The sequence below is a fragment of the Pseudoalteromonas sp. ABV4_021 genome (assembly GCF_056159365.1).
In genome coordinates this window covers 1,960,150-1,978,455 of sequence record NZ_JBSWVB010000001.1, presented here as the reverse complement: position 1 = coordinate 1,978,455, position 18,306 = coordinate 1,960,150, and the positions used below count along the sequence as shown (strand labels likewise).

The window sequence follows — 18,306 nt, the reverse complement described above, 5'->3', positions numbered from 1 at the left end:
TCATAAAATTTGAGTTCTGTTTGTTAATATGGTATAAAGCGCGCCGTCTTTTTACAATTAAAATTTAAATTTCCTCGGGATTTTTGAGTTGATTGTAGTGAAGGCACTTAAACTTTAATTTTAACACACACACATATCGGCACATACACTTGGGTGCAGTGAGCAAAATGCAAACTGTTGGTGCTATGGGATATGTGGAGGCCTAACCCAAAATTACAGAGGAATATTAAAATGGCAAACGTTTCTATGCGCGATATGCTACAAGCTGGCGTACACTTCGGTCACCAAGCACGTTACTGGAACCCTAAGATGAAGCCGTTCATCTTCGGTGCACGTAACAAAGTACATATCATCAACCTAGAGAAAACTGTACCTTTATTCAACGAAGCAATGTCTTTCCTTAAAGGCGTAGCATCAAACAAAGGTAAAATCCTTTTCGTTGGTACTAAGCGCGCTGCAAGCGAAGCAGTTAAAGAAGCTGCACTACGTTCTGACCAGTTCTACGTAAACCACCGTTGGTTAGGTGGTATGCTAACAAACTGGAAAACAGTTCGTCAGTCAATCAAGCGTCTTAAAGACCTTGAAACTCAAAGCCAAGACGGTACTTTCGAAAAACTAACTAAGAAAGAAGCGTTAATGCTTACTCGTGAAATGGAAAAGCTTGAAAAGAGCCTTGGCGGTATCAAGAACATGGGCGGTCTTCCAGACGCTATCTTCGTTATCGACGCTGATCACGAGCACATTGCTATTAAAGAAGCAAACAACCTAGGCATCCCAGTAGTATCTGTTGTTGATACTAACTCAAACCCAGATGGTGTTGATTTCATCATCCCTGGTAACGACGATGCTATCCGTGCTATTCAGCTTTACACTAACGCTGTAGCTGACGTGGCTGTTGAAGGCCGTGAAAGCAACATCGCTGTTCAAGCTGAAAAAGACGATTTCGTAGAAGCTGAGTAATAGCGCTTATCAAGCTTTCATGAAAGTATCATAGAAAGCTTGATATTCTGATGATTAGGGGGAGCTTGCTCCCGCTTATTTTAAATAGATTTTGGATTTGAGGACATACTAATGGCTGTAACTGCTGCCCTAGTTAAAGAATTACGCGAGCGCACTGGCGCTGGCATGATGGATTGTAAAAAAGCACTAACTGAAACTAACGGTGACATCGATCTAGCGATCGAGAACATGCGTAAGAGCGGTGCTGCTAAAGCTGCTAAAAAAGCGGGTAACATCGCTGCAGAAGGTACAATCCTTATCAAGCAAGCTGCTGGTTTCACTGCACTTCTAGAAGTTAACTGTCAAACTGACTTCGTTGCTAAAGACGAAAACTTCCTAGGTTTTGCTAACACTGTTCTTGATGCTGCTGCTGAAGCAAAAACTGACATCGAAACACTTAAAGCACAATTCGAAGAAACACGTGTTGCTCTAGTTGCTAAAATCGGTGAAAACATCAACGTTCGTCGCGTTGAGTACATCGATGGTGACAAAGCGTCTGCATACCGTCACGGCGACCGTATCGGTGTTGTTGTTACTGGTGAAGCTGACGAAGAAACACTTAAGCACGTTGCTATGCATGTTGCTGCTTCTAAGCCTGAGTTCCTTAACCCAGAAGATGTACCTGCTGAGGTTGTAGAGAAAGAAAAAGCGGTTCAAGTTGAAATCGCAATGAACGAAGGTAAGCCAGCAGAAATCGCTGAGAAGATGGTTGTTGGTCGTATGAAGAAGTTCACTGGTGAGATCTCTCTTACTGGTCAAGCATTCATCATGGAACCTAAGAAAACAGTTGGCGAATTCCTTAAAGAGAAAGGCGCGACTATCTCTGGTTTCACTCGCCTAGAAGTAGGTGAAGGTATCGAGAAGAAAGAAGAAGACTTCGCTGCTGAAGTAGCTGCACAAATCGCAGCAGCTAAAGGCGAGTAATCGACTTTTTTCACTTAGCAAAATGGCTTTTGCTTTTGCGCTAAGAGATAAAATTATTTAGAATAACCGCGCTATCATTAGCGCGGTTATTTTTTGCAACTTTTTCAGCCAGGATTACTATGAACACAAATCGTAAGCCAGTTTTTAGACGAGTTTTACTTAAATTAAGCGGTGAAGCTTTAATGGGCCAAGAAGGCTTTGGTATCGACCCATCAATTCTTGACCGTATGGCACAAGAAATTAAAGAACTTGTAGAGTTAGGCGTTGAGGTAGGTGTGGTAATCGGTGGTGGTAATTTCCTGCGTGGCGGCACACTTGCTGAAAACGGTATGAACCGTGTTGTTGGTGACCACATGGGTATGCTTGCAACAGTGATGAATGGCCTTGCGATGCGTGATGCACTGCACCGTGCCTATGTAAATGCACGTTTAATGTCTGCGATTCCACTTAATGGTGTATGTGACGCGTATAACTGGGCTGAAGCAATTAGCTTACTAAAAACCGGTCGTGTTGTTATTTTCTCTGCGGGTACCGGTAACCCATTCTTCACTACCGATTCTGCTGCGTGTTTACGCGGTATTGAAATTGAAGCTGACACAGTATTAAAAGCAACTAAAGTTGACGGCGTATACAGCGATGACCCGGTGAAAAACCCTGAAGCAACGCTTTACCCAACATTGACTTACAACGAAGTAATCGAAAAAGAATTAAAGGTGATGGACCTAGCGGCATTTACCCTAGCTCGTGACCACAATATGCCAATCAGTGTATTTAACATGAATAAACCAGGCGCGTTAAAACGTGTTATCCTTGGTGAAGATGAAGGTACGCTGATTACACATAAATCAGCAGAATAAGCTATTAGTTAGGAAGATTAACGTGATTAAAGAAATCCAACAGCATGCTGCAGAACGTATGCAAAAAAGTGTTGACGCGCTTGGCTCACAATTATCAAAAATTCGCACAGGCCGCGCACACCCAAGCCTTTTAGATGGTATTCAAGTATCTTACTACGGTGCTGATACACCACTTAACCAAGTGGGTAACGTAACAATTGAAGACAACCGTACACTTGCTATCACTGTGTTTGACAAAACACTTACGCAAGCAGTTGAAAAAGCAATTATGGCGTCAGATTTAGGTTTAAACCCTATGTCTGCAGGTACGGTTATTCGCGTACCATTACCGCCGCTTACAGAAGAGCGTCGTAAAGATCTTATTAAGATCGTACGTGGTGAAGTTGAAGGCGGTCGTGTTGCAATTCGTAACATTCGCCGTGATGCTAACTCAGACGTTAAAGCATTACTTAAAGATAAAGAAATTTCAGAAGATGAAGCGCGTCAAAGTGATGACGAAGTTCAGAAGCTAACAGATAAATACATCAAAGAAATGGATGCTATTTTAGCTGCTAAAGAAGCGGAATTAATGGAAATCTAAATCAATTTTTGAGCGCTTTGGCGCTCAATCATTGAACAACTAAATTATTAGTTTTAAAGCGCTGTCTAGGGTATACTAGACGGCGCTTTTTACTTTAGGAAACGACACTTAATGACAATCACTAAGGATGCTATTACCCAACAAAGCTTACCGCGTCATGTTGCTATTATTATGGATGGCAATGGGCGTTGGGCACAAGCTAAGGGTAAGCCTCGTGTGTTTGGTCATAAAAAGGGCGTCGAATCGGTGCGTAATGCGGTAAAGTTTTGTCGCCAACTAAATATCGAATCATTAACGCTTTTTGCATTTAGCAGTGAAAACTGGCGACGTCCGGAACAAGAAGTCAGCACCTTAATGGAGCTGTTCATGTTTGTGTTGACCAACGAAGTAAAAAAACTCGATAAAAATAACGTCAAGTTGAAAGTAATTGGTGATATTAGCCGTTTCTCTGAGAAGCTACAAAAAAGCGTAGCAAAAGCAGAGCAAATGACCATGGATAACACCGGCTTAACACTTAATATTGCAGCTAACTATGGTGGACAATGGGACATAGCAAACGCTGCGAAACAACTGGCAAAACAGGTTGAGAATGGTGAAATAGCCGCTGATGATATTGATGAAACTAAACTGTCACAGTACATTAGTATGCAAGAACAAGCGCCACTAGATTTGTTAATTCGCACAGGAGGCGACTTACGCATAAGCAACTTTTTATTATGGCAGGCTGCTTACGCTGAACTTTATTTTACTGATACACTTTGGCCAGATTTTAATGAACAGGCATTTGCAGAGGCAATTGCGTGTTATGTTTCACGAGAGCGTCGCTTTGGTTGTACTGGCGAACAAATAAAAGAACTACTCGCTCAATCGTGATTTTTACAGGGTAATTTGATTTGTTAATAAAACGCATACTGACTTCTTTAGTGCTAGCGCCAGCTGCACTTGCACTAGTTTTTTTTACACCACTTGAATTGTTTAGCTTAATTGCCGGATTGATTGTATTGCTCTCAGCGTGGGAGTGGTCGGCATTTATGGGGCTGAAAAGATTCGCTTCTCGCATCAGCTATGTTGCTGGCATGGCTGTTATTCTATTTATTGCGAACATTTACTGGCCGATTGAAAGCTTATGGCAAAATGGCCAACTTGTAGGCTCGGCTAATTACGTATTTACGCTTGCTGTTGCATGGTGGCTTGTTGCCTGCGCACTGGTATGGACTTATCCTAGAACCGCAAAAGCATGGCATGGCGGTTTAATGATGCGCGCAATTGCAGGTTTGTTAACGCTTCTGCCTATGTGGTTAGCGCTTAATGTGCTGCGCAGCAGCGAATATGCAACAAACACGACACAAGGCTCAATTCTAATTATGGTTGTACTGGGTATTGTGTGGAGTGCTGATATTGGCGCTTACTTCTCAGGTAAAAACCTTGGTAAACATAAGTTAATGCCATTAGTTAGCCCAAATAAAACTATTGAGGGGCTAGTGGGCGGTCTAATTTGTTCTGCGATTTTTGTTTTAGTATTTTGCTATTTTACTAAGGTACCTAGCGATAAATGGTTTATTTACGCTGCAATGGCCGCTGTTGTTGCCTTATTCTCAGCTGTCGGCGACTTATTAGAGAGTATGTTTAAGCGTGAAGTTGGCTTGAAAGACAGCGGCTCATGTTTGCCTGGCCACGGCGGTATTCTCGATAGAATTGATAGTTTAACCGCTGCAGCACCGCTTTTCGCTGCATTTTATGCGTGGACCTTGGTGGCGTAATGCAACGTATTACCGTTCTTGGCTCTACAGGTTCGATTGGCACTAGCACCTTAGACGTCATCGCAAGAAACGCAGATGCTAACCAAGTGTTTGCGCTGGTTGCTGGTCGAAATTGGCGCTTAATGGCAAAGCAATGCACGCAGTTTTTACCACAATACGCTGTAATGCAATGCCCTGATGCGGCAAAACTACTTGAGGCTGAAATTACGCGCATAGGAATTTCAACCAAGGTGCTGTGTGGCCAACAAGCGGCAGCGGATGTGGCCAGTGACAATAACGTTGATGCGGTAATGGCTGCGATTGTTGGCGCTGCGGGGCTATTGCCTACTCTTGCAGCGATTAAAGCCGGTAAGCGCGTGTTGCTCGCAAATAAAGAATCACTTGTAATGTCAGGCGAGCTTTTTATTGATGCAGTTAAGCAATCAGGCGCGACGTTATTGCCGATTGATAGTGAACACAATGCTATTTTTCAGGCGATGCCAGCAAGTGTGCAAGAGCATTGTTACAGCGCAAATTTACAGCAACATGGTGTTAGCAAAATTTTGTTAACGGGCTCAGGCGGACCATTTAGAACGCGTGACTTAAGCACCTTTGCCAATATTTCAGTTGATGAAGCCGTAGCCCATCCAAATTGGGATATGGGTCAGAAAATATCGGTTGATTCAGCCACCATGATGAATAAGGGCTTAGAGTTTATTGAAGCAAAGTGGCTATTTAATGCTGAGCCTAGTGATATTCAAGTAATCATTCACCCGCAAAGTATTATTCACTCAATGGTGCAATACACCGATGGTTCGGTATTGGCACAAATGGGCAACCCCGATATGCGCACCCCAATCGCACATGCTTTAGCGTTTCCAAAGCGCATTGAAGCGGGCGTTGAACCGCTAGATTTTACTACTATGCTTGATTTTAGTTTTAACGCGCCAGACTTTGAGCGTTACCCAAATTTAAAGCTTGCAATAGATGCTTGTTCAGAAGGGCAGTACGCAACAACCACAATCAATGCTGCGAATGAAGTGTCTGTGGCCGCATTTCTGGCAAAGAAAATCAGCTTTTTGGACATCTATAAAATCAATGCTCAGGTACTCGATAAAATCGCAAAGAGTCATAAACAGCTAAAAATTAATGACCTAGATATTATTTTGCAACTTGATAGCGAAGCGCGTCATCATGCAACGAATATGATTGCAGGGAGTTGTTAATGGAATTTTTGTGGAACTTACTGTCTTTTATACTAGTCATTGGCATTATTGTTGTTGTTCATGAATATGGTCACTTTTGGGTGGCAAGGCGCTGTGGAGTTAAAGTGCTGCGTTTTTCAATTGGTTTTGGCAAACCTTTGTTTAAATGGTACGACAAACTCGGCACCGAATACGTTGTCGCGGCGATCCCATTAGGCGGTTACGTGAAAATGCTCGATGAACGTGTTGAAGAGGTTGCGAGCGATGAACGTCATTTAGCGTTTAATAATAAATCAGTTTACCAACGCATTGCGGTGGTTGCGGCAGGACCAATGGCGAATTTTATTTTCGCCATTATTGTATCTGCCATTATGTTTATGGTTGGTGTGCGCTCACTTCTACCTGTCATTGGCGAGGTGGTGCCTGGCAGCTTAGCAGAGCAAGCAAGGTTGCAAGCAGGACAACAGATTACCGCGATAAACGACAAAGACGTATATGGCTGGCGTGAAACCTTATTGGTTTTGATGGAAAATATTGGCGAACAGCAAGTACGCGTTAGTGTAAAAGACGATGATTTAGGTTATCAACAAACGTATCTCGATTTATCTAATTGGCAGTTAAAAGACGACGGCAACCCCATTGTTGATATCGGTATTAAACCGTTCAGACCTGCAGAGACCATGCGTCTTGGTCATGTGCAAAAAGGCAGCCCAGCTGAATTTGGTGGGCTTCGGGTCGATGATGAAATTCATTTAGTAAATGGTGAAGCAATGCCATCATGGCATGCATTTGTCACTCGAATTCAGCGCTCGCCAAATACGCCATTATTGCTTACTATAAGCCGCGGCAATGACAAGCTAAATATTGAGGTTACTCCTGGTAGCAAAAAAAGTGAGCAAGGGCTTAATCAAGGCTACTTAGGTGTGATACCCTTTGTTGAAAATTGGCCATCGTGGATGATTGCAACACAACAATACGGCGTATTTGATGCCATTGTTTTGGGTGTTGATAAAACAATTCAACTAATCAATGTCAGTTTTGCAACAGTAGTTAATTTGATAACAGGACAAGTCTCTGTTGCGAATCTAAGTGGTCCAGTGGGAGTGGCAATTGGCGCTGGAGCCAGCACCAGTAGCGGCATTATGCCGTTATTGGAGTTCTTAGTATTTGTTAGTGTAAGTATTGGTTTTTTCAATTTGTTGCCGCTACCAATTTTAGATGGCGGTCATTTAATGTATTACATCATTGAACTTATCCGAAAAAAGCCAGTCTCTGAAAAGACACAAGAATTAGGTTTTAGGATTGGTGCGCTAATCCTTATATTGTTAACTTGCCTTGCGCTGTTTAACGATTTTACGCGGTTATAAAGGAAATCAAATAATAACATGGCTATAAGAAAACAATTGGCTGTAATAAGTTTATTGGGAGCGAGTTTTACTGCTCTCGGCCAACAAGACTCCTTTATTGTAGAAGATTTAAGAGTTGAAGGATTGCAGCGTGTTGCACTAGGTGCAGCATTAACGCATATTCCAATTAACATTGGTGATAACCTCGACAGTTACACAATTTCAAAAACAATCAAAGCGCTTTACGGCTCAGGCCACTTTGACAACATCAAAGTGGTACGTGATGGTGATGCGGTTATCTTTCAAGTAACCGAAAGACCAACCATCAGCATTATCGAGTTTGAAGGCAACAAAGATATTAAAGATGAGCAACTTAACGACAGTCTAGAGCAACAGGGGATCCGTAAAGGCGAACCGCTTGATATGGTTGTTGTAGACGGCCTTGAAAAAGGCCTTGTTGAGTTTTTCCACGGTATTGGTAAATACAACGCTGAGATTGAAGTATCAGTGTCACGCTTGCCACGTAACCGTGTAAAGCTAAAGCTTGAATTTAAAGAAGGTGATGCTGCGTCAATTCGTCAAATTAACATCGTTGGTAACGAGTTATTTTCTGACGAAGAACTTCTCGCATTGGCTGAATCGCGTCAAGATTTACCTTGGTACATGTTTATGTCAAATGACAGATACCAAAAGCAAACGGTACAAGGTGATTTAGAAAAAGTACGTAGCTACTACTTAGACCGCGGTTATTTGAAGTTCAATATTGATTCAACGCAAGTTTCAGTAAGCCCTGATAAAGAATCAGTATACGTTACAGTAAACGTTACCGAAGGTGAGCAGTTTACTGTTAAAGAATTCGACTTTATGGGTGACTTGCTCGGCCGTGAAGAGTTAATTCGTGCGGTTATTCCACTTAAAACGGGCAAACTATACAACGGCTCAGTGGTTACGGCATCGGAAGAGTTTATCAAAAACTACCTTGCACGTTTTGGTTATGCCAATGCTGAAGTACGTACCATTCCTGATATTGACGAAGAAAATAAAGAAGTAAAATTAACGCTATCAGTTGATCCAGGTAAGCGTATTTATGTGCGTCGTATTAACATCGGTGGTAATGAAATTACGTCGGATGAAGTAATTCGTCGTGAAATTACCCAGTTAGAAGGTGCGTGGCTATCAAATAACACGCTTGAGCGCTCTAAATTACAAGTGCAGCGCTTAATGTATATGGAAAACGTTGAGTTTGATGTATCACCGGTACCGGGTAAAGATGACCAAGTTGATGTAGATTTCACTGTAAAAGAGCAATCAGCGGGTAGTTTTAATGCTGGTCTTGCATACGGCTCATACAACAAGCTGCAATTTAATATTGGTGTAAGCGAGTCGAACTTCTTAGGTACGGGTGACCAAGTTGCCTTTAACGTAAGTACGGCTAAAGGTTCTCAAAACGTAAGCTTGTCACATACCGACCCGTATTTCACCAAAGACGGTATCAGTTTAGGTAACTCAATTTTCTTCTCAAACTTTGATGCAAGTAAATACAGCCTAATCAACTATAAGAGCAAACGTTATGGTATTGGTTCAAATATCGGTATTCCGGTAAACGCCAACAACCGACTTAACTTTGGTGCGACTGTTTCTAAAGAATTCTTATCTGAACTATCAGAATATGAACAAACACGTATTATGCGAGAGACGTTCTTAGATCCAGAAAACCCAGATGCAGGCTTTGAGTTCTTAAAGCTTGAATTAAGTGCGGGATGGTCACGTGTAACGCTTAACCGTGGTATGTTCCCAACGGCAGGTTCTAAACAAAGTTTAACGTTTAAAGCAACGACGCCTAATTCGGACCTTAACTACTTTAAGGTTAACTACGATTCGCGTTTCTACTGGCCGTTAAGCACTAACCACAAGTGGGCATTTTCAGCGAAAGCTGGATTTGGTTACGGTAATGGTTACGGTACTACCAATGGTTACGATCAGATTTTACCAGTACAGGAATTCTTCCGTATTTCTGAAATGGATTTACGTGGCTTTGAGCGTAATACAATCTTACCACAAGCTATTGTAGTATCTCCTAATTGGTTACCGGGCACACCAAATCCTGATGGTACGCAAGGGCCAATTGGTAGTGATCCTCAATTTGATACAATTCGAACAGCGGGTCGTATCGGTGGTAACGTAAAAGCCGTTGCTGGCCTTGAAATGATTGTACCTACGCCATTTCTTGATGACGAAAACAGCAGTTCGGTGCGTACCAGCTTATTTATTGATGCGGCGAATGTTTGGGATACAGAGTTCGATGTAGATCGCTATTCTAACTTAACGCCGGATGAGCGAGCGATACTTGAAGATTATTCAGACCCAAGTCGTTTCCGTTCGTCAGCAGGTTTATCTATCCAGTGGATTTCGCCTATGGGCCCTATGGTAATTAGTTTTGCCTACCCACTGAAAAAAGAAGATGATGATAAGACTAAAGGCATCAGCTTCAACATTAGTAACACATTCTAAAAGGAATAAATTCGTGAATAAAATGATTAAAACAACCGCCATGACTTTGTTAGCTACTTTTCTAATGGGTGCTTCTGCAAGTTCATTCGCTCACAAAGTTGCTGTTGTAAATGTACAACAAGTATTTAGTGGTTCTCCGCAGGCGTCTGCGATTAAAGCGACGTTAGAAGAAGAGTTCCGCGAGCGCAGACAAGCACTTGAAAAGCTACAAGGCGATATTCGTTTTGAAGTTGAAAAATACCAGCGTGAAAACGCAACAATGAGCAAAGCGCAAAAAGAAGCAAGCCAAAAGAAAATTCAAGAGCTACAAAAAGCATTGCAAGAGCAAGGTCAGCCACTTCAGCAAGAAATGCAAATGCGTCAAGCACAGGAAACTAAAAAGCTAGAGACTGTGATTTTTGATGCTATCGCTGCAGAAGGTAAAGCAGGTAAGTATGACGAAGTAAAACCTGCGGGTTCACTTCTTTACTTCAACGAAAAATCAGTGGATAACATCACCTCTAAAGTAGCAGAGCGTGTAGCAAAGGCTAAATAATAAAGCTTATGAAATTACAGCAAATCGCTGAGATTTTAAATGCTGAGCTGGTCGGTGACGACTCGCTCAGCATTTCTCGTATAGCAACCCTAGAAAATGCGACCGGCAACGAGATTGGTTTTCTCGCTAACAAAAGATACCGCAGCAAACTTGCCAGTACTCAAGCAGGAGCGGTGATTTTGTCACCGCAAGATGCAGATTATTTTACTGGTAATAAAATTATTGTTGCGAATCCGTACTTAGCCTACGCGCTGTTAGCGCAAGCGATGGATACCACGCCAGAACCTGCGACTAATGTTCACCCCTCGGCAATCATTGACCCAACGGCAAAGCTTGATAAATCGGTATCGATTGGCGCTAATGTGGTGATTGAAGAAGGTGTTGAAATCGCTGCTGGCAGTTCAATTGGTGCTGGTAGCTTTATTGGTAAGGGTGCTAAAATAGGGACCAATACGAAAATTTGGGCTAATGTAACGATTTATCATCAAGTTGAGATTGGTAATTCGTGTTTAGTTCATGCTAATACCGTAATCGGTGCCGATGGATTTGGCTACGCCAATGAGAAAGGTCAGTGGGTGAAAATCCCGCAGCTTGGTACCGTTGTTATTGGCGATAATGTTGAAATTGGCGCAAGTACAACCATCGACCGTGGCGCCATTGATGATACTATCATCGAGCGCAACGTGATTATCGATAACCAAGTACAAATCGCGCATAATGTCGTGGTTAAAGAAGGCACCGCGATTGCTGGATGTAGCGTTATTGCAGGCAGCACAACTATTGGCAAGTACTGCCAAATTGGTGGCTTGTCAGGTATCGCAGGACATATTGAAATTGCCGATGGCGTTGTTTTAACGGGTATGTCAATGGTAATCAGTGGCATTGATAAACCGGGTGTTTATTCTTCGGGTGTACCGCACAGTGAGAATAAAGACTGGCGTCGTAATATGGCACAGTTACGACAGCTTTCAGCAATTAATAAGCGATTAAAGGCAGTGGAAAAATCCCTGCCGGAGCGTGACGAGTAGTCTTCGTCACGTACTAAATTATCGCGCAGTATAAATACTCGCGCGAAGAGATTAGTTAGGTTAAGGAAACACATTTTGGCAGAACAACTAAACAGCTTTGATATTCAAGAAATCCTAAAGCTATTACCGCATCGTTACCCAATGTTATTGGTTGATAAAGTCGTTGACTTTGAGCCGGGCAAAACGCTTCACGCGATTAAAAATGTCACAGCAAATGAGCCAATTTTCACAGGCCACTTCCCTGAACAGCCAATTTTCCCTGGCGTAATGATTTTAGAAGCATTAGCACAAGCAACAGGTTTATTAGGTTTTAAAACAACTGAAAACCGTGGTGACAATGAGCTATATTTATTTGCAGCCATTGATAACGCGCGCTTTAAACAACCTGTGTTACCGGGTGACACAATGCATTTACACGTTGAATTCTTAAAGGAACGCCGCAACATGTGGAAGTTCTATGGTGAAGCGAGAGTTGACGGCAAAGTAGTGTGTTCAGCTGAGTTAATGTGTGCAAGAAGAGAGTTATAATACGTGATCCATCCTACTGCAATTATTGAGCCTGGCGCTCAACTTGGCAACAACGTAAAAGTTGGTCCTTACAGCTACATCGGCAACGACGTGGTGATTGGTGATGATTGTATCATCGAATCACACGTCGTAATTAAAGGGCCGTCAACAATTGGTTCTGGTAACCATATTTTCCAGTTCGCTTCAGTGGGTGAAGCGTGCCAAGACAAAAAGTACAAGGATGAACCAACCAAGCTGATCATTGGTGACAACAACGTGATCCGCGAATGTGCCACAATCCACCGAGGTACCATTCAGGATGAAGGCATCACCAAGATTGGCTCAAATAACTTATTTATGGCGTATACACACGTTGCCCATGACTGCGTGATAGGCAATAACTGTATTTTCGCTAATAACGCAAGTGCTGCTGGTCACGTACATATCGGTGATTGGGTAATTTTGGCCGGCAATTCAGGTATTCATCAGTTTTGTCATATCGGTTCACATGCGTTTATTGGCATGTACTCTGGTGTTAACCAAGATGTACCGCCGTTTGTAACAACTATCGGCACACCAGCACGTCCTGTGGCAATCAACACTGAAGGTCTAAAACGTCGCGGCTTTGAGTCAGACGAAATTATGGCATTACGTCGCGCATACAAGCAGTTATACCGCAAAGGTAATAAACTGGATGCGGCACTTGTTGAAATGGAAAAAGAAGCCGAGCAGTTTAAAGCAGTGCAAAACATGATTGATTTTGCCAAAAGCTCAAATCGAGGGTTAATTCGTTAATGATCTCGAATGAGCCACTTCGAATTGCACTTATCGCCGGGGAACACTCCGGCGATATTTTAGGTGCAGGTTTAATTAAAGCACTAAAACAACATTACCCAAATGCCACATTTGAGGGCATTGGCGGTCTGCGTATGCTGGCTGAAGGGTTTAAAACCCATTTTCAAATGGAAGAACTCGCCGTAATGGGCGTTTTTGAAGTACTGCCTAAGTTATTTCGTCTACTCAGCATTAAAAAGCAAATTGTACAGCGTTTTATCGATAATCCGCCGGATATTTTCATTGGCATTGATGCTCCCGACTTTAACTTACGCGTTGAAAAGCCGTTAAAGGCTGCTGGTATTAAAACCGTGCATTATGTTAGTCCATCGGTATGGGCCTGGCGTGAAAAACGTGTTTTTAAAGTGGCAGAAGCCACTAATTTAGTGCTTGCATTATTACCATTTGAAAAAGCGTTTTACGATAAACACAATATTCCATGTGCGTTTGTCGGCCATACTTTGGCGGATGAGTTGCCGCTCGAAGATGAACAAACTGCTAGTAGAGCACTGTTTGATTTATCAGCTACAGATAAAGTGTTAGCTGTTCTGCCGGGCAGCCGAGGCTCTGAAGTCACGTTGTTAAGCGAACCCTATATTCAAGCGGTGTTGTTACTTAAAGCAGAGATACCAAAGTTAAAAGTGTTGGTGCCTTTAGTTAATGAAAAACGCAAAGAAGAGTTTTTGGCTGTCGCAACCAAGCTCAATGCGGCAGACATATTTACCCTTGTTGATGGCAAATCGCGTGAAGTGATGACCGCCGCTGATGCGGTGCTATTGGCGTCGGGTACGGCAGCACTTGAATGCATGTTGCTTAAGCGCCCAATGGTGGTTGGCTACAAACTAAAAGCCCTGACATATCACTTAGTGACACGCTTATTTAAATTTAACATTGAGCACTTTTCACTGCCTAATTTATTGGCGGGCAAGCAACTAGTGCCTGAGTTATTACAAAATGATTTAACCCCTGAAAACTTGGCAGCAACCCTAAAACCATTGCTAGAAGAAGATCAAACAGCATTAAAACAAACGTTTTATGAAATGCATAAGTCATTAAGGCTCGACGCTAGTAAACAAGCGGCGCTGGCTGTAAGTAATGTAATAGAGAACAAACATGACTGAGATTATTCGTCCAAATACGCAACTTATTGCAGGTGTCGATGAAGTAGGGCGTGGTCCGCTCGTGGGCGATGTGGTCACGGCTGCGGTTATTTTAGACCCATCAAAGCCAATCGCGGGTCTTGCCGATTCAAAAAAGCTAACCGAAAAAAAGCGCTTGGCACTTTACGAAGAAATTATTGAAAAGGCGCTGTGCTTTCATATTGCCCGCGCCAGCGTTGCAGAAGTTGACGAGCTTAATATTTTGCATGCTACCATGCTTGCCATGAAGCGCGCGGTAGAAGGGCTTAATATTCCTGCCGAGTTTGTATTTATTGATGGCAATCGTTTACCCGATATCAATGTACCTGCACAAGCCGTTGTTAAAGGTGATAGCTTAGTTGCCGAAATTAGCGCAGCATCAATTCTTGCCAAAGTGACCCGTGATAACGAAATGAAAGCACTCGATACTGAGTACCCAAATTATGGCTTTGCTGGCCATAAAGGTTACCCAACCAAGGCACATTTAGAAGCACTTGCACTTCACGGTGTTACGCCGCATCATAGACAAAGCTTTAAGCCCGTAAAAACAATAATAGAACAGACCAACAATTGCTAATTAGTGCTTGGTCAATCAAGTTAGGCAGATAATGCAAGACCCTAAATTTATACACTTACGTGTTCACAGTGATTATTCAATGGTGGACGGCTTAGCAAAAACTAAGCCTATCGTCGGTAAAATTGCAGAGCTGAATATGCCTGCATTTGCCATTACTGATCAAATGAACTTGTGCGGTTTAGTGCGCTTTTACGGTGCTGCGCATGGTGCTGGCATTAAACCAATTGTTGGCGCTGATCTGTGGTTACACAGTCCTGAATTTCCCGATGAGCCTTGTCGCTTGGTCGTACTTGCTAAAAATAATGCAGGCTATAAAAACCTTACACTGCTTATTTCCAAAGGCTATCAACGCGGCCACCTTATGCAACGTCCTATGGTTGATAGAGAGTGGCTTATTGAGCATAAAGAAGGCCTTATTTTACTCTCAGGTGCCAAAGATGGTGACTTGGGTAAAGCCTTATTAAAAGGCAATAATGATTTAACTAAATCCATTGGTAACTTTTATTTAGAACACTTTAAAGGTCATTACTATATTGAGCTAACGCGCACTGAACGCGAGCAAGAAGAAGATTATTTGCATAGTGCAGTTGCTTATGCCCAATATTCAGGTTTGCCAGTTGTTGCCACCAACGAAGTCGTGTTTCTCAATAAAGAAGACTTTGAAGCCCATGAAATTCGTGTGGCAATTCATGATGGTTACACTTTAGATGATAAACGCCGTCCAAAACGTTTTTCCGAGCAGCAGTATTTAAAAACCGAAGAACAAATGTGTGAGCTGTTCGCGGATATTCCAGAAGCACTGGAAAACTCGGTAGAAATTGCCAAACGTTGTAACGTTACGATTCAACTTGGCACTTACTTCTTACCAGATTACCCAACGGGCTCACTCTCGATTGAAGACTTCTTAGTAAAAGTATCGGAAGATGGTCTGGAAGAACGTTTGCAGTTCTTATTCCCCGATGAAGAAGATCGCAAAGTCAAACGCGTCGAATATGATGACCGCTTAAGAATTGAACTTGATGTAATTAACCAAATGGGTTTCCCAGGTTACTTCTTAATCGTAATGGAATTCATTCAGTGGAGTAAAGATAACATTATTCCGGTGGGTCCAGGGCGAGGCTCAGGTGCAGGTTCATTAGTTGCTTATGCGCTAAAGATCACCGATCTTGATCCACTGCAATTTGACTTACTTTTCGAACGTTTCTTGAATCCAGAACGTGTATCCATGCCCGATTTCGACGTCGATTTCTGTATGGACCGACGCGATGAAGTAATCGACCACGTTGCCAAACTCTATGGCCGTGATGCAGTGTCGCAGATCATTACCTTTGGTACGATGGCGGCAAAAGCGGTAATACGCGATGTAGGCCGTGTGCTAGGTCACCCTTATGGTTTTGTTGACCGTATTTCAAAATTAGTACCGGGCGATCCGGGCATGACATTGGCAAAAGCCTTTGATGTTGAACCGCGTTTACCAGAGGCCTACGACACAGACGATGAAGTAAAAGAACTTATCGATATGTGCCGCATTTTAGAAGGCTGTACACGTAATGCCGGTAAGCACGCCGGGGGTGTTGTTATTTCACCGACAACCATTACCGACTTCGCCGCACTTTACTGTGATGATGAAGGTAAATTCCCGGTTACCCAATTTGATAAAAATGATGTAGAAACAGCGGGTCTGGTTAAGTTCGACTTTTTAGGGTTACGTACTTTAACCATATTGCAGTGGGCTCTCGATATGGCCAATGAGCGCTTAACGCGCGAGCAAAAAGAACATATCGATATTGCCGCTATTCCGCTAGATGATCCGAAAAGTTTCGAGTTACTGCTGCGTGCAGAAACAACCGCAGTATTCCAGCTTGAATCGCGCGGCATGAAAGACCTTATCCGTCGCTTAAAGCCCGACTGCTTTGAAGATATGATTGCATTGGTTGCACTTTTCCGTCCAGGTCCGTTGCAATCGGGCATGGTAGATAACTTTATCGACCGTAAGCACGGACGAGAAGAAGTATCTTACCCCGATGCGCAGTATCAGCACGAAAGCTTGCAGCCTATCTTAGAGCCAACCTATGGCATTATTCTTTACCAAGAACAGGTAATGCAGATTGCTCAGGTATTAGCAGGGTATAGCCTTGGTGGCGCTGACTTACTGCGTCGTGCAATGGGTAAGAAAAAGCCTGAAGAAATGGCCAAGCAGCGTTCAACCTTTGAGGATGGTGCAAAGCAAAATGGCGTAGACGGCGAACTTGCGATGAAGATCTTCGACTTGGTTGAAAAATTCGCAGGTTACGGCTTTAACAAATCACACTCGGCAGCATACGCACTGGTATCTTATCAAACGCTGTGGATGAAAACCCATTATCCAGCAGAGTTTATGGCGGCAGTTATGTCAGCCGATATGGATAACACCGATAAGATTGTTACCCTTGTTGATGAATGTGAGAATATGAAACTCACATTATTACCGCCTGATGTAAACTCTGGTTTATATAAGTTTACGGTAAATAATCAAGGCGAAATTGTTTACGGTATTGGGGCAATTAAAGGTGTAGGTGAAGGCCCGGTAGACGCAATTTTAGAAGCGCGAGAAGCTGGCGGCCTATTTAAAGATTTATTCGATTTCTGTGCGCGCGTCGATATTAAGCGTTTAAATAAGCGTGTGATTGAAAAGCTGATTATGTCAGGGGCGATGGATAAATTGGGTCCTGAGCAAACACAAAGTGCACGTTCTATTTTAATTGCCAGCTTACCTGATGCGCTTAAATCGGCCGATCAACACAATAAAGCAGAAGCACTAGGCCAAAGCGATTTGTTTGGTTTATTGGCAACAGAGCCCGAAGAAGTTGCCGCTGCATTTGTGCAAGCACCTAAATTTACCGACAACGAATGGTTAGAAGGTGAGCGCGAAACACTGGGACTTTATTTGACCGGTCACCCAATTAATCAATATCGTGCAGAACTTAAAAATTATGTGTCTGGTCGACTTGTCGATTTACAACCGACGGAACGTGATGTAACGTCTACAGCGGCAGGTTTAGTGATTAATGCGCGTACCTTAATTAATAAAAAAGGAAAGCGTTGGGGGCTACTGACACTGGATGATAAAAGTGCTCGAATTGATATTCGTTTATTTCCTGAACAGTTCGAAACTTACCAAGAACTGCTGCAAATGAACAATATCTTGGTGATATCTGGTGTGGTCAGCTTTGATAACTTCTCAGGTGGTATTACAATGACCGCTCGCGAAGTTGCAAGTATTGAATCTGTTCGTGAAAAGCGGGTTAAAAACATAAAAATGACGGTGAAAATGCAGGAAGTGAGTGATAACTTCTTGTCTCGATTAGAGCATACCATCACCCCGTATAAATTTGGTACTTGCCCAATAAGAATTCAATATGAACGCCCAGATGCAACAACTGAGCTTTCATTAGGAACACAGTGGTGTGTTACACCCAGTGACGAGTTACTTGCTAATCTCTCACGCTTAGTAGCACAGAATATTGAACTAGAATTTAATTAGGT

16 protein-coding genes are annotated in these 18,306 nt (G+C 42.7%); all 16 read left to right on the top strand.

Annotation, left to right across the window (positions count from 1 at the left end; all coding sequences use genetic code 11):
• Positions 1–231 precede the first annotated feature (231 nt).
• The 16 genes from rpsB (at position 232) to dnaE (ending at position 18,304) form a co-directional block, all read left to right on the top strand.
• Complete coding sequence (rpsB, locus tag ACXAFE_RS09260) at positions 232–960, top strand: 30S ribosomal protein S2 (protein ID WP_038642257.1); 729 nt, start codon at positions 232–234, stop codon at positions 958–960.
• A 111-nt stretch (positions 961–1,071) separates the two neighbouring features.
• Positions 1,072–1,923, top strand: coding sequence for a translation elongation factor Ts (gene tsf / locus ACXAFE_RS09255; protein ID WP_475151639.1), 852 nt, complete (start codon positions 1,072–1,074; stop codon positions 1,921–1,923).
• Between the two features lie 119 nt (positions 1,924–2,042).
• Positions 2,043–2,780, top strand: coding sequence for a UMP kinase (pyrH, locus tag ACXAFE_RS09250; RefSeq protein ID WP_010559694.1), 738 nt, complete (start codon positions 2,043–2,045; stop codon positions 2,778–2,780).
• Between the two features lie 22 nt (positions 2,781–2,802).
• Entirely contained in the window at positions 2,803–3,360 is a 558-nt protein-coding gene (gene frr / locus ACXAFE_RS09245; protein ID WP_100913747.1) for a ribosome recycling factor, read from the top strand.
• A 111-nt stretch (positions 3,361–3,471) separates the two neighbouring features.
• Entirely contained in the window at positions 3,472–4,233 is a 762-nt protein-coding gene (gene uppS / locus ACXAFE_RS09240) for a polyprenyl diphosphate synthase (protein ID WP_475151624.1), read from the top strand.
• Positions 4,234–4,253: 20 nt separating this feature from the next.
• Positions 4,254–5,120 carry a phosphatidate cytidylyltransferase gene (locus ACXAFE_RS09235; RefSeq protein ID WP_475151618.1) on the top strand — a complete coding sequence of 289 codons (867 nt, stop codon included), beginning with the start codon at positions 4,254–4,256 and terminating at the stop codon, positions 5,118–5,120.
• Positions 5,120–6,325 (top strand): 1-deoxy-D-xylulose-5-phosphate reductoisomerase, encoded by a 1,206-nt coding sequence (ispC, locus tag ACXAFE_RS09230; protein ID WP_475151612.1) that lies wholly within the window; start codon positions 5,120–5,122, stop codon positions 6,323–6,325. Before ACXAFE_RS09235 ends, ispC begins: the two co-directional genes overlap by 1 nt.
• A complete protein-coding gene (rseP, locus tag ACXAFE_RS09225) occupies positions 6,325–7,671 on the top strand; it encodes a sigma E protease regulator RseP (protein WP_475151608.1) in 1,347 nt (448 codons plus the stop codon). Before ispC ends, rseP begins: the two co-directional genes overlap by 1 nt.
• Positions 7,672–7,689: 18 nt before the next feature.
• Positions 7,690–10,161: an outer membrane protein assembly factor BamA gene (gene bamA / locus ACXAFE_RS09220; protein ID WP_475151601.1), complete on the top strand. Its 2,472-nt coding sequence runs from the start codon at positions 7,690–7,692 to the stop codon at positions 10,159–10,161.
• A gap of 13 nt (positions 10,162–10,174) precedes the next feature.
• On the top strand, positions 10,175–10,696 hold the full coding sequence (locus tag ACXAFE_RS09215; RefSeq protein ID WP_010559701.1) for an OmpH/Skp family outer membrane protein: 522 nt from the start codon (positions 10,175–10,177) through the stop codon (positions 10,694–10,696).
• Positions 10,697–10,704: 8 nt separating this feature from the next.
• Positions 10,705–11,724: a UDP-3-O-(3-hydroxymyristoyl)glucosamine N-acyltransferase gene (lpxD, locus tag ACXAFE_RS09210; protein ID WP_475151596.1), complete on the top strand. Its 1,020-nt coding sequence runs from the start codon at positions 10,705–10,707 to the stop codon at positions 11,722–11,724.
• Positions 11,725–11,799: 75 nt separating this feature from the next.
• A complete protein-coding gene (fabZ, locus tag ACXAFE_RS09205; protein WP_010559703.1) occupies positions 11,800–12,252 on the top strand; it encodes a 3-hydroxyacyl-ACP dehydratase FabZ in 453 nt (150 codons plus the stop codon).
• Between the two features lie 3 nt (positions 12,253–12,255).
• Positions 12,256–13,026: an acyl-ACP--UDP-N-acetylglucosamine O-acyltransferase gene (gene lpxA / locus ACXAFE_RS09200; protein WP_237130982.1), complete on the top strand. Its 771-nt coding sequence runs from the start codon at positions 12,256–12,258 to the stop codon at positions 13,024–13,026.
• Entirely contained in the window at positions 13,026–14,186 is a 1,161-nt protein-coding gene (lpxB, locus tag ACXAFE_RS09195) for a lipid-A-disaccharide synthase (protein WP_475151592.1), read from the top strand. Before lpxA ends, lpxB begins: the two co-directional genes overlap by 1 nt.
• The gene (gene rnhB / locus ACXAFE_RS09190) at positions 14,179–14,781 is read left to right on the top strand and encodes a ribonuclease HII (RefSeq protein ID WP_475151588.1); all 603 of its coding nucleotides are present in this window, start codon (positions 14,179–14,181) and stop codon (positions 14,779–14,781) included. Before lpxB ends, rnhB begins: the two co-directional genes overlap by 8 nt.
• Before the next feature lie 31 nt (positions 14,782–14,812).
• Positions 14,813–18,304, top strand: a complete 3,492-nt coding sequence (gene dnaE, locus ACXAFE_RS09185) for a DNA polymerase III subunit alpha (RefSeq protein ID WP_475151587.1) — start codon at positions 14,813–14,815, stop codon at positions 18,302–18,304.
• Positions 18,305–18,306: the final 2 nt, after the last annotated feature.

Excerpts from the sequence above, each read along its gene's own strand:
- bamA (WP_475151601.1), top strand. The coding sequence starts at position 7,690 with ATGGCTATAAGAAAACAATTGGCTGTAATAAGTTTATTGGGAGCGAGT.
- dnaE (WP_475151587.1), top strand. The coding sequence starts at position 14,813 with ATGCAAGACCCTAAATTTATACACTTACGTGTTCACAGTGATTATTCA.
- lpxB (WP_475151592.1), top strand. The coding sequence starts at position 13,026 with ATGATCTCGAATGAGCCACTTCGAATTGCACTTATCGCCGGGGAACAC.
- lpxD (WP_475151596.1), top strand. The coding sequence starts at position 10,705 with ATGAAATTACAGCAAATCGCTGAGATTTTAAATGCTGAGCTGGTCGGT.
- pyrH (WP_010559694.1), top strand. The coding sequence starts at position 2,043 with ATGAACACAAATCGTAAGCCAGTTTTTAGACGAGTTTTACTTAAATTA.
- tsf (WP_475151639.1), top strand. The coding sequence starts at position 1,072 with ATGGCTGTAACTGCTGCCCTAGTTAAAGAATTACGCGAGCGCACTGGC.
- rpsB (WP_038642257.1), top strand. The coding sequence starts at position 232 with ATGGCAAACGTTTCTATGCGCGATATGCTACAAGCTGGCGTACACTTC.
- rseP (WP_475151608.1), top strand. The coding sequence starts at position 6,325 with ATGGAATTTTTGTGGAACTTACTGTCTTTTATACTAGTCATTGGCATT.
- ispC (WP_475151612.1), top strand. The coding sequence starts at position 5,120 with ATGCAACGTATTACCGTTCTTGGCTCTACAGGTTCGATTGGCACTAGC.
- uppS (WP_475151624.1), top strand. The coding sequence starts at position 3,472 with ATGACAATCACTAAGGATGCTATTACCCAACAAAGCTTACCGCGTCAT.
- rnhB (WP_475151588.1), top strand. The coding sequence starts at position 14,179 with ATGACTGAGATTATTCGTCCAAATACGCAACTTATTGCAGGTGTCGAT.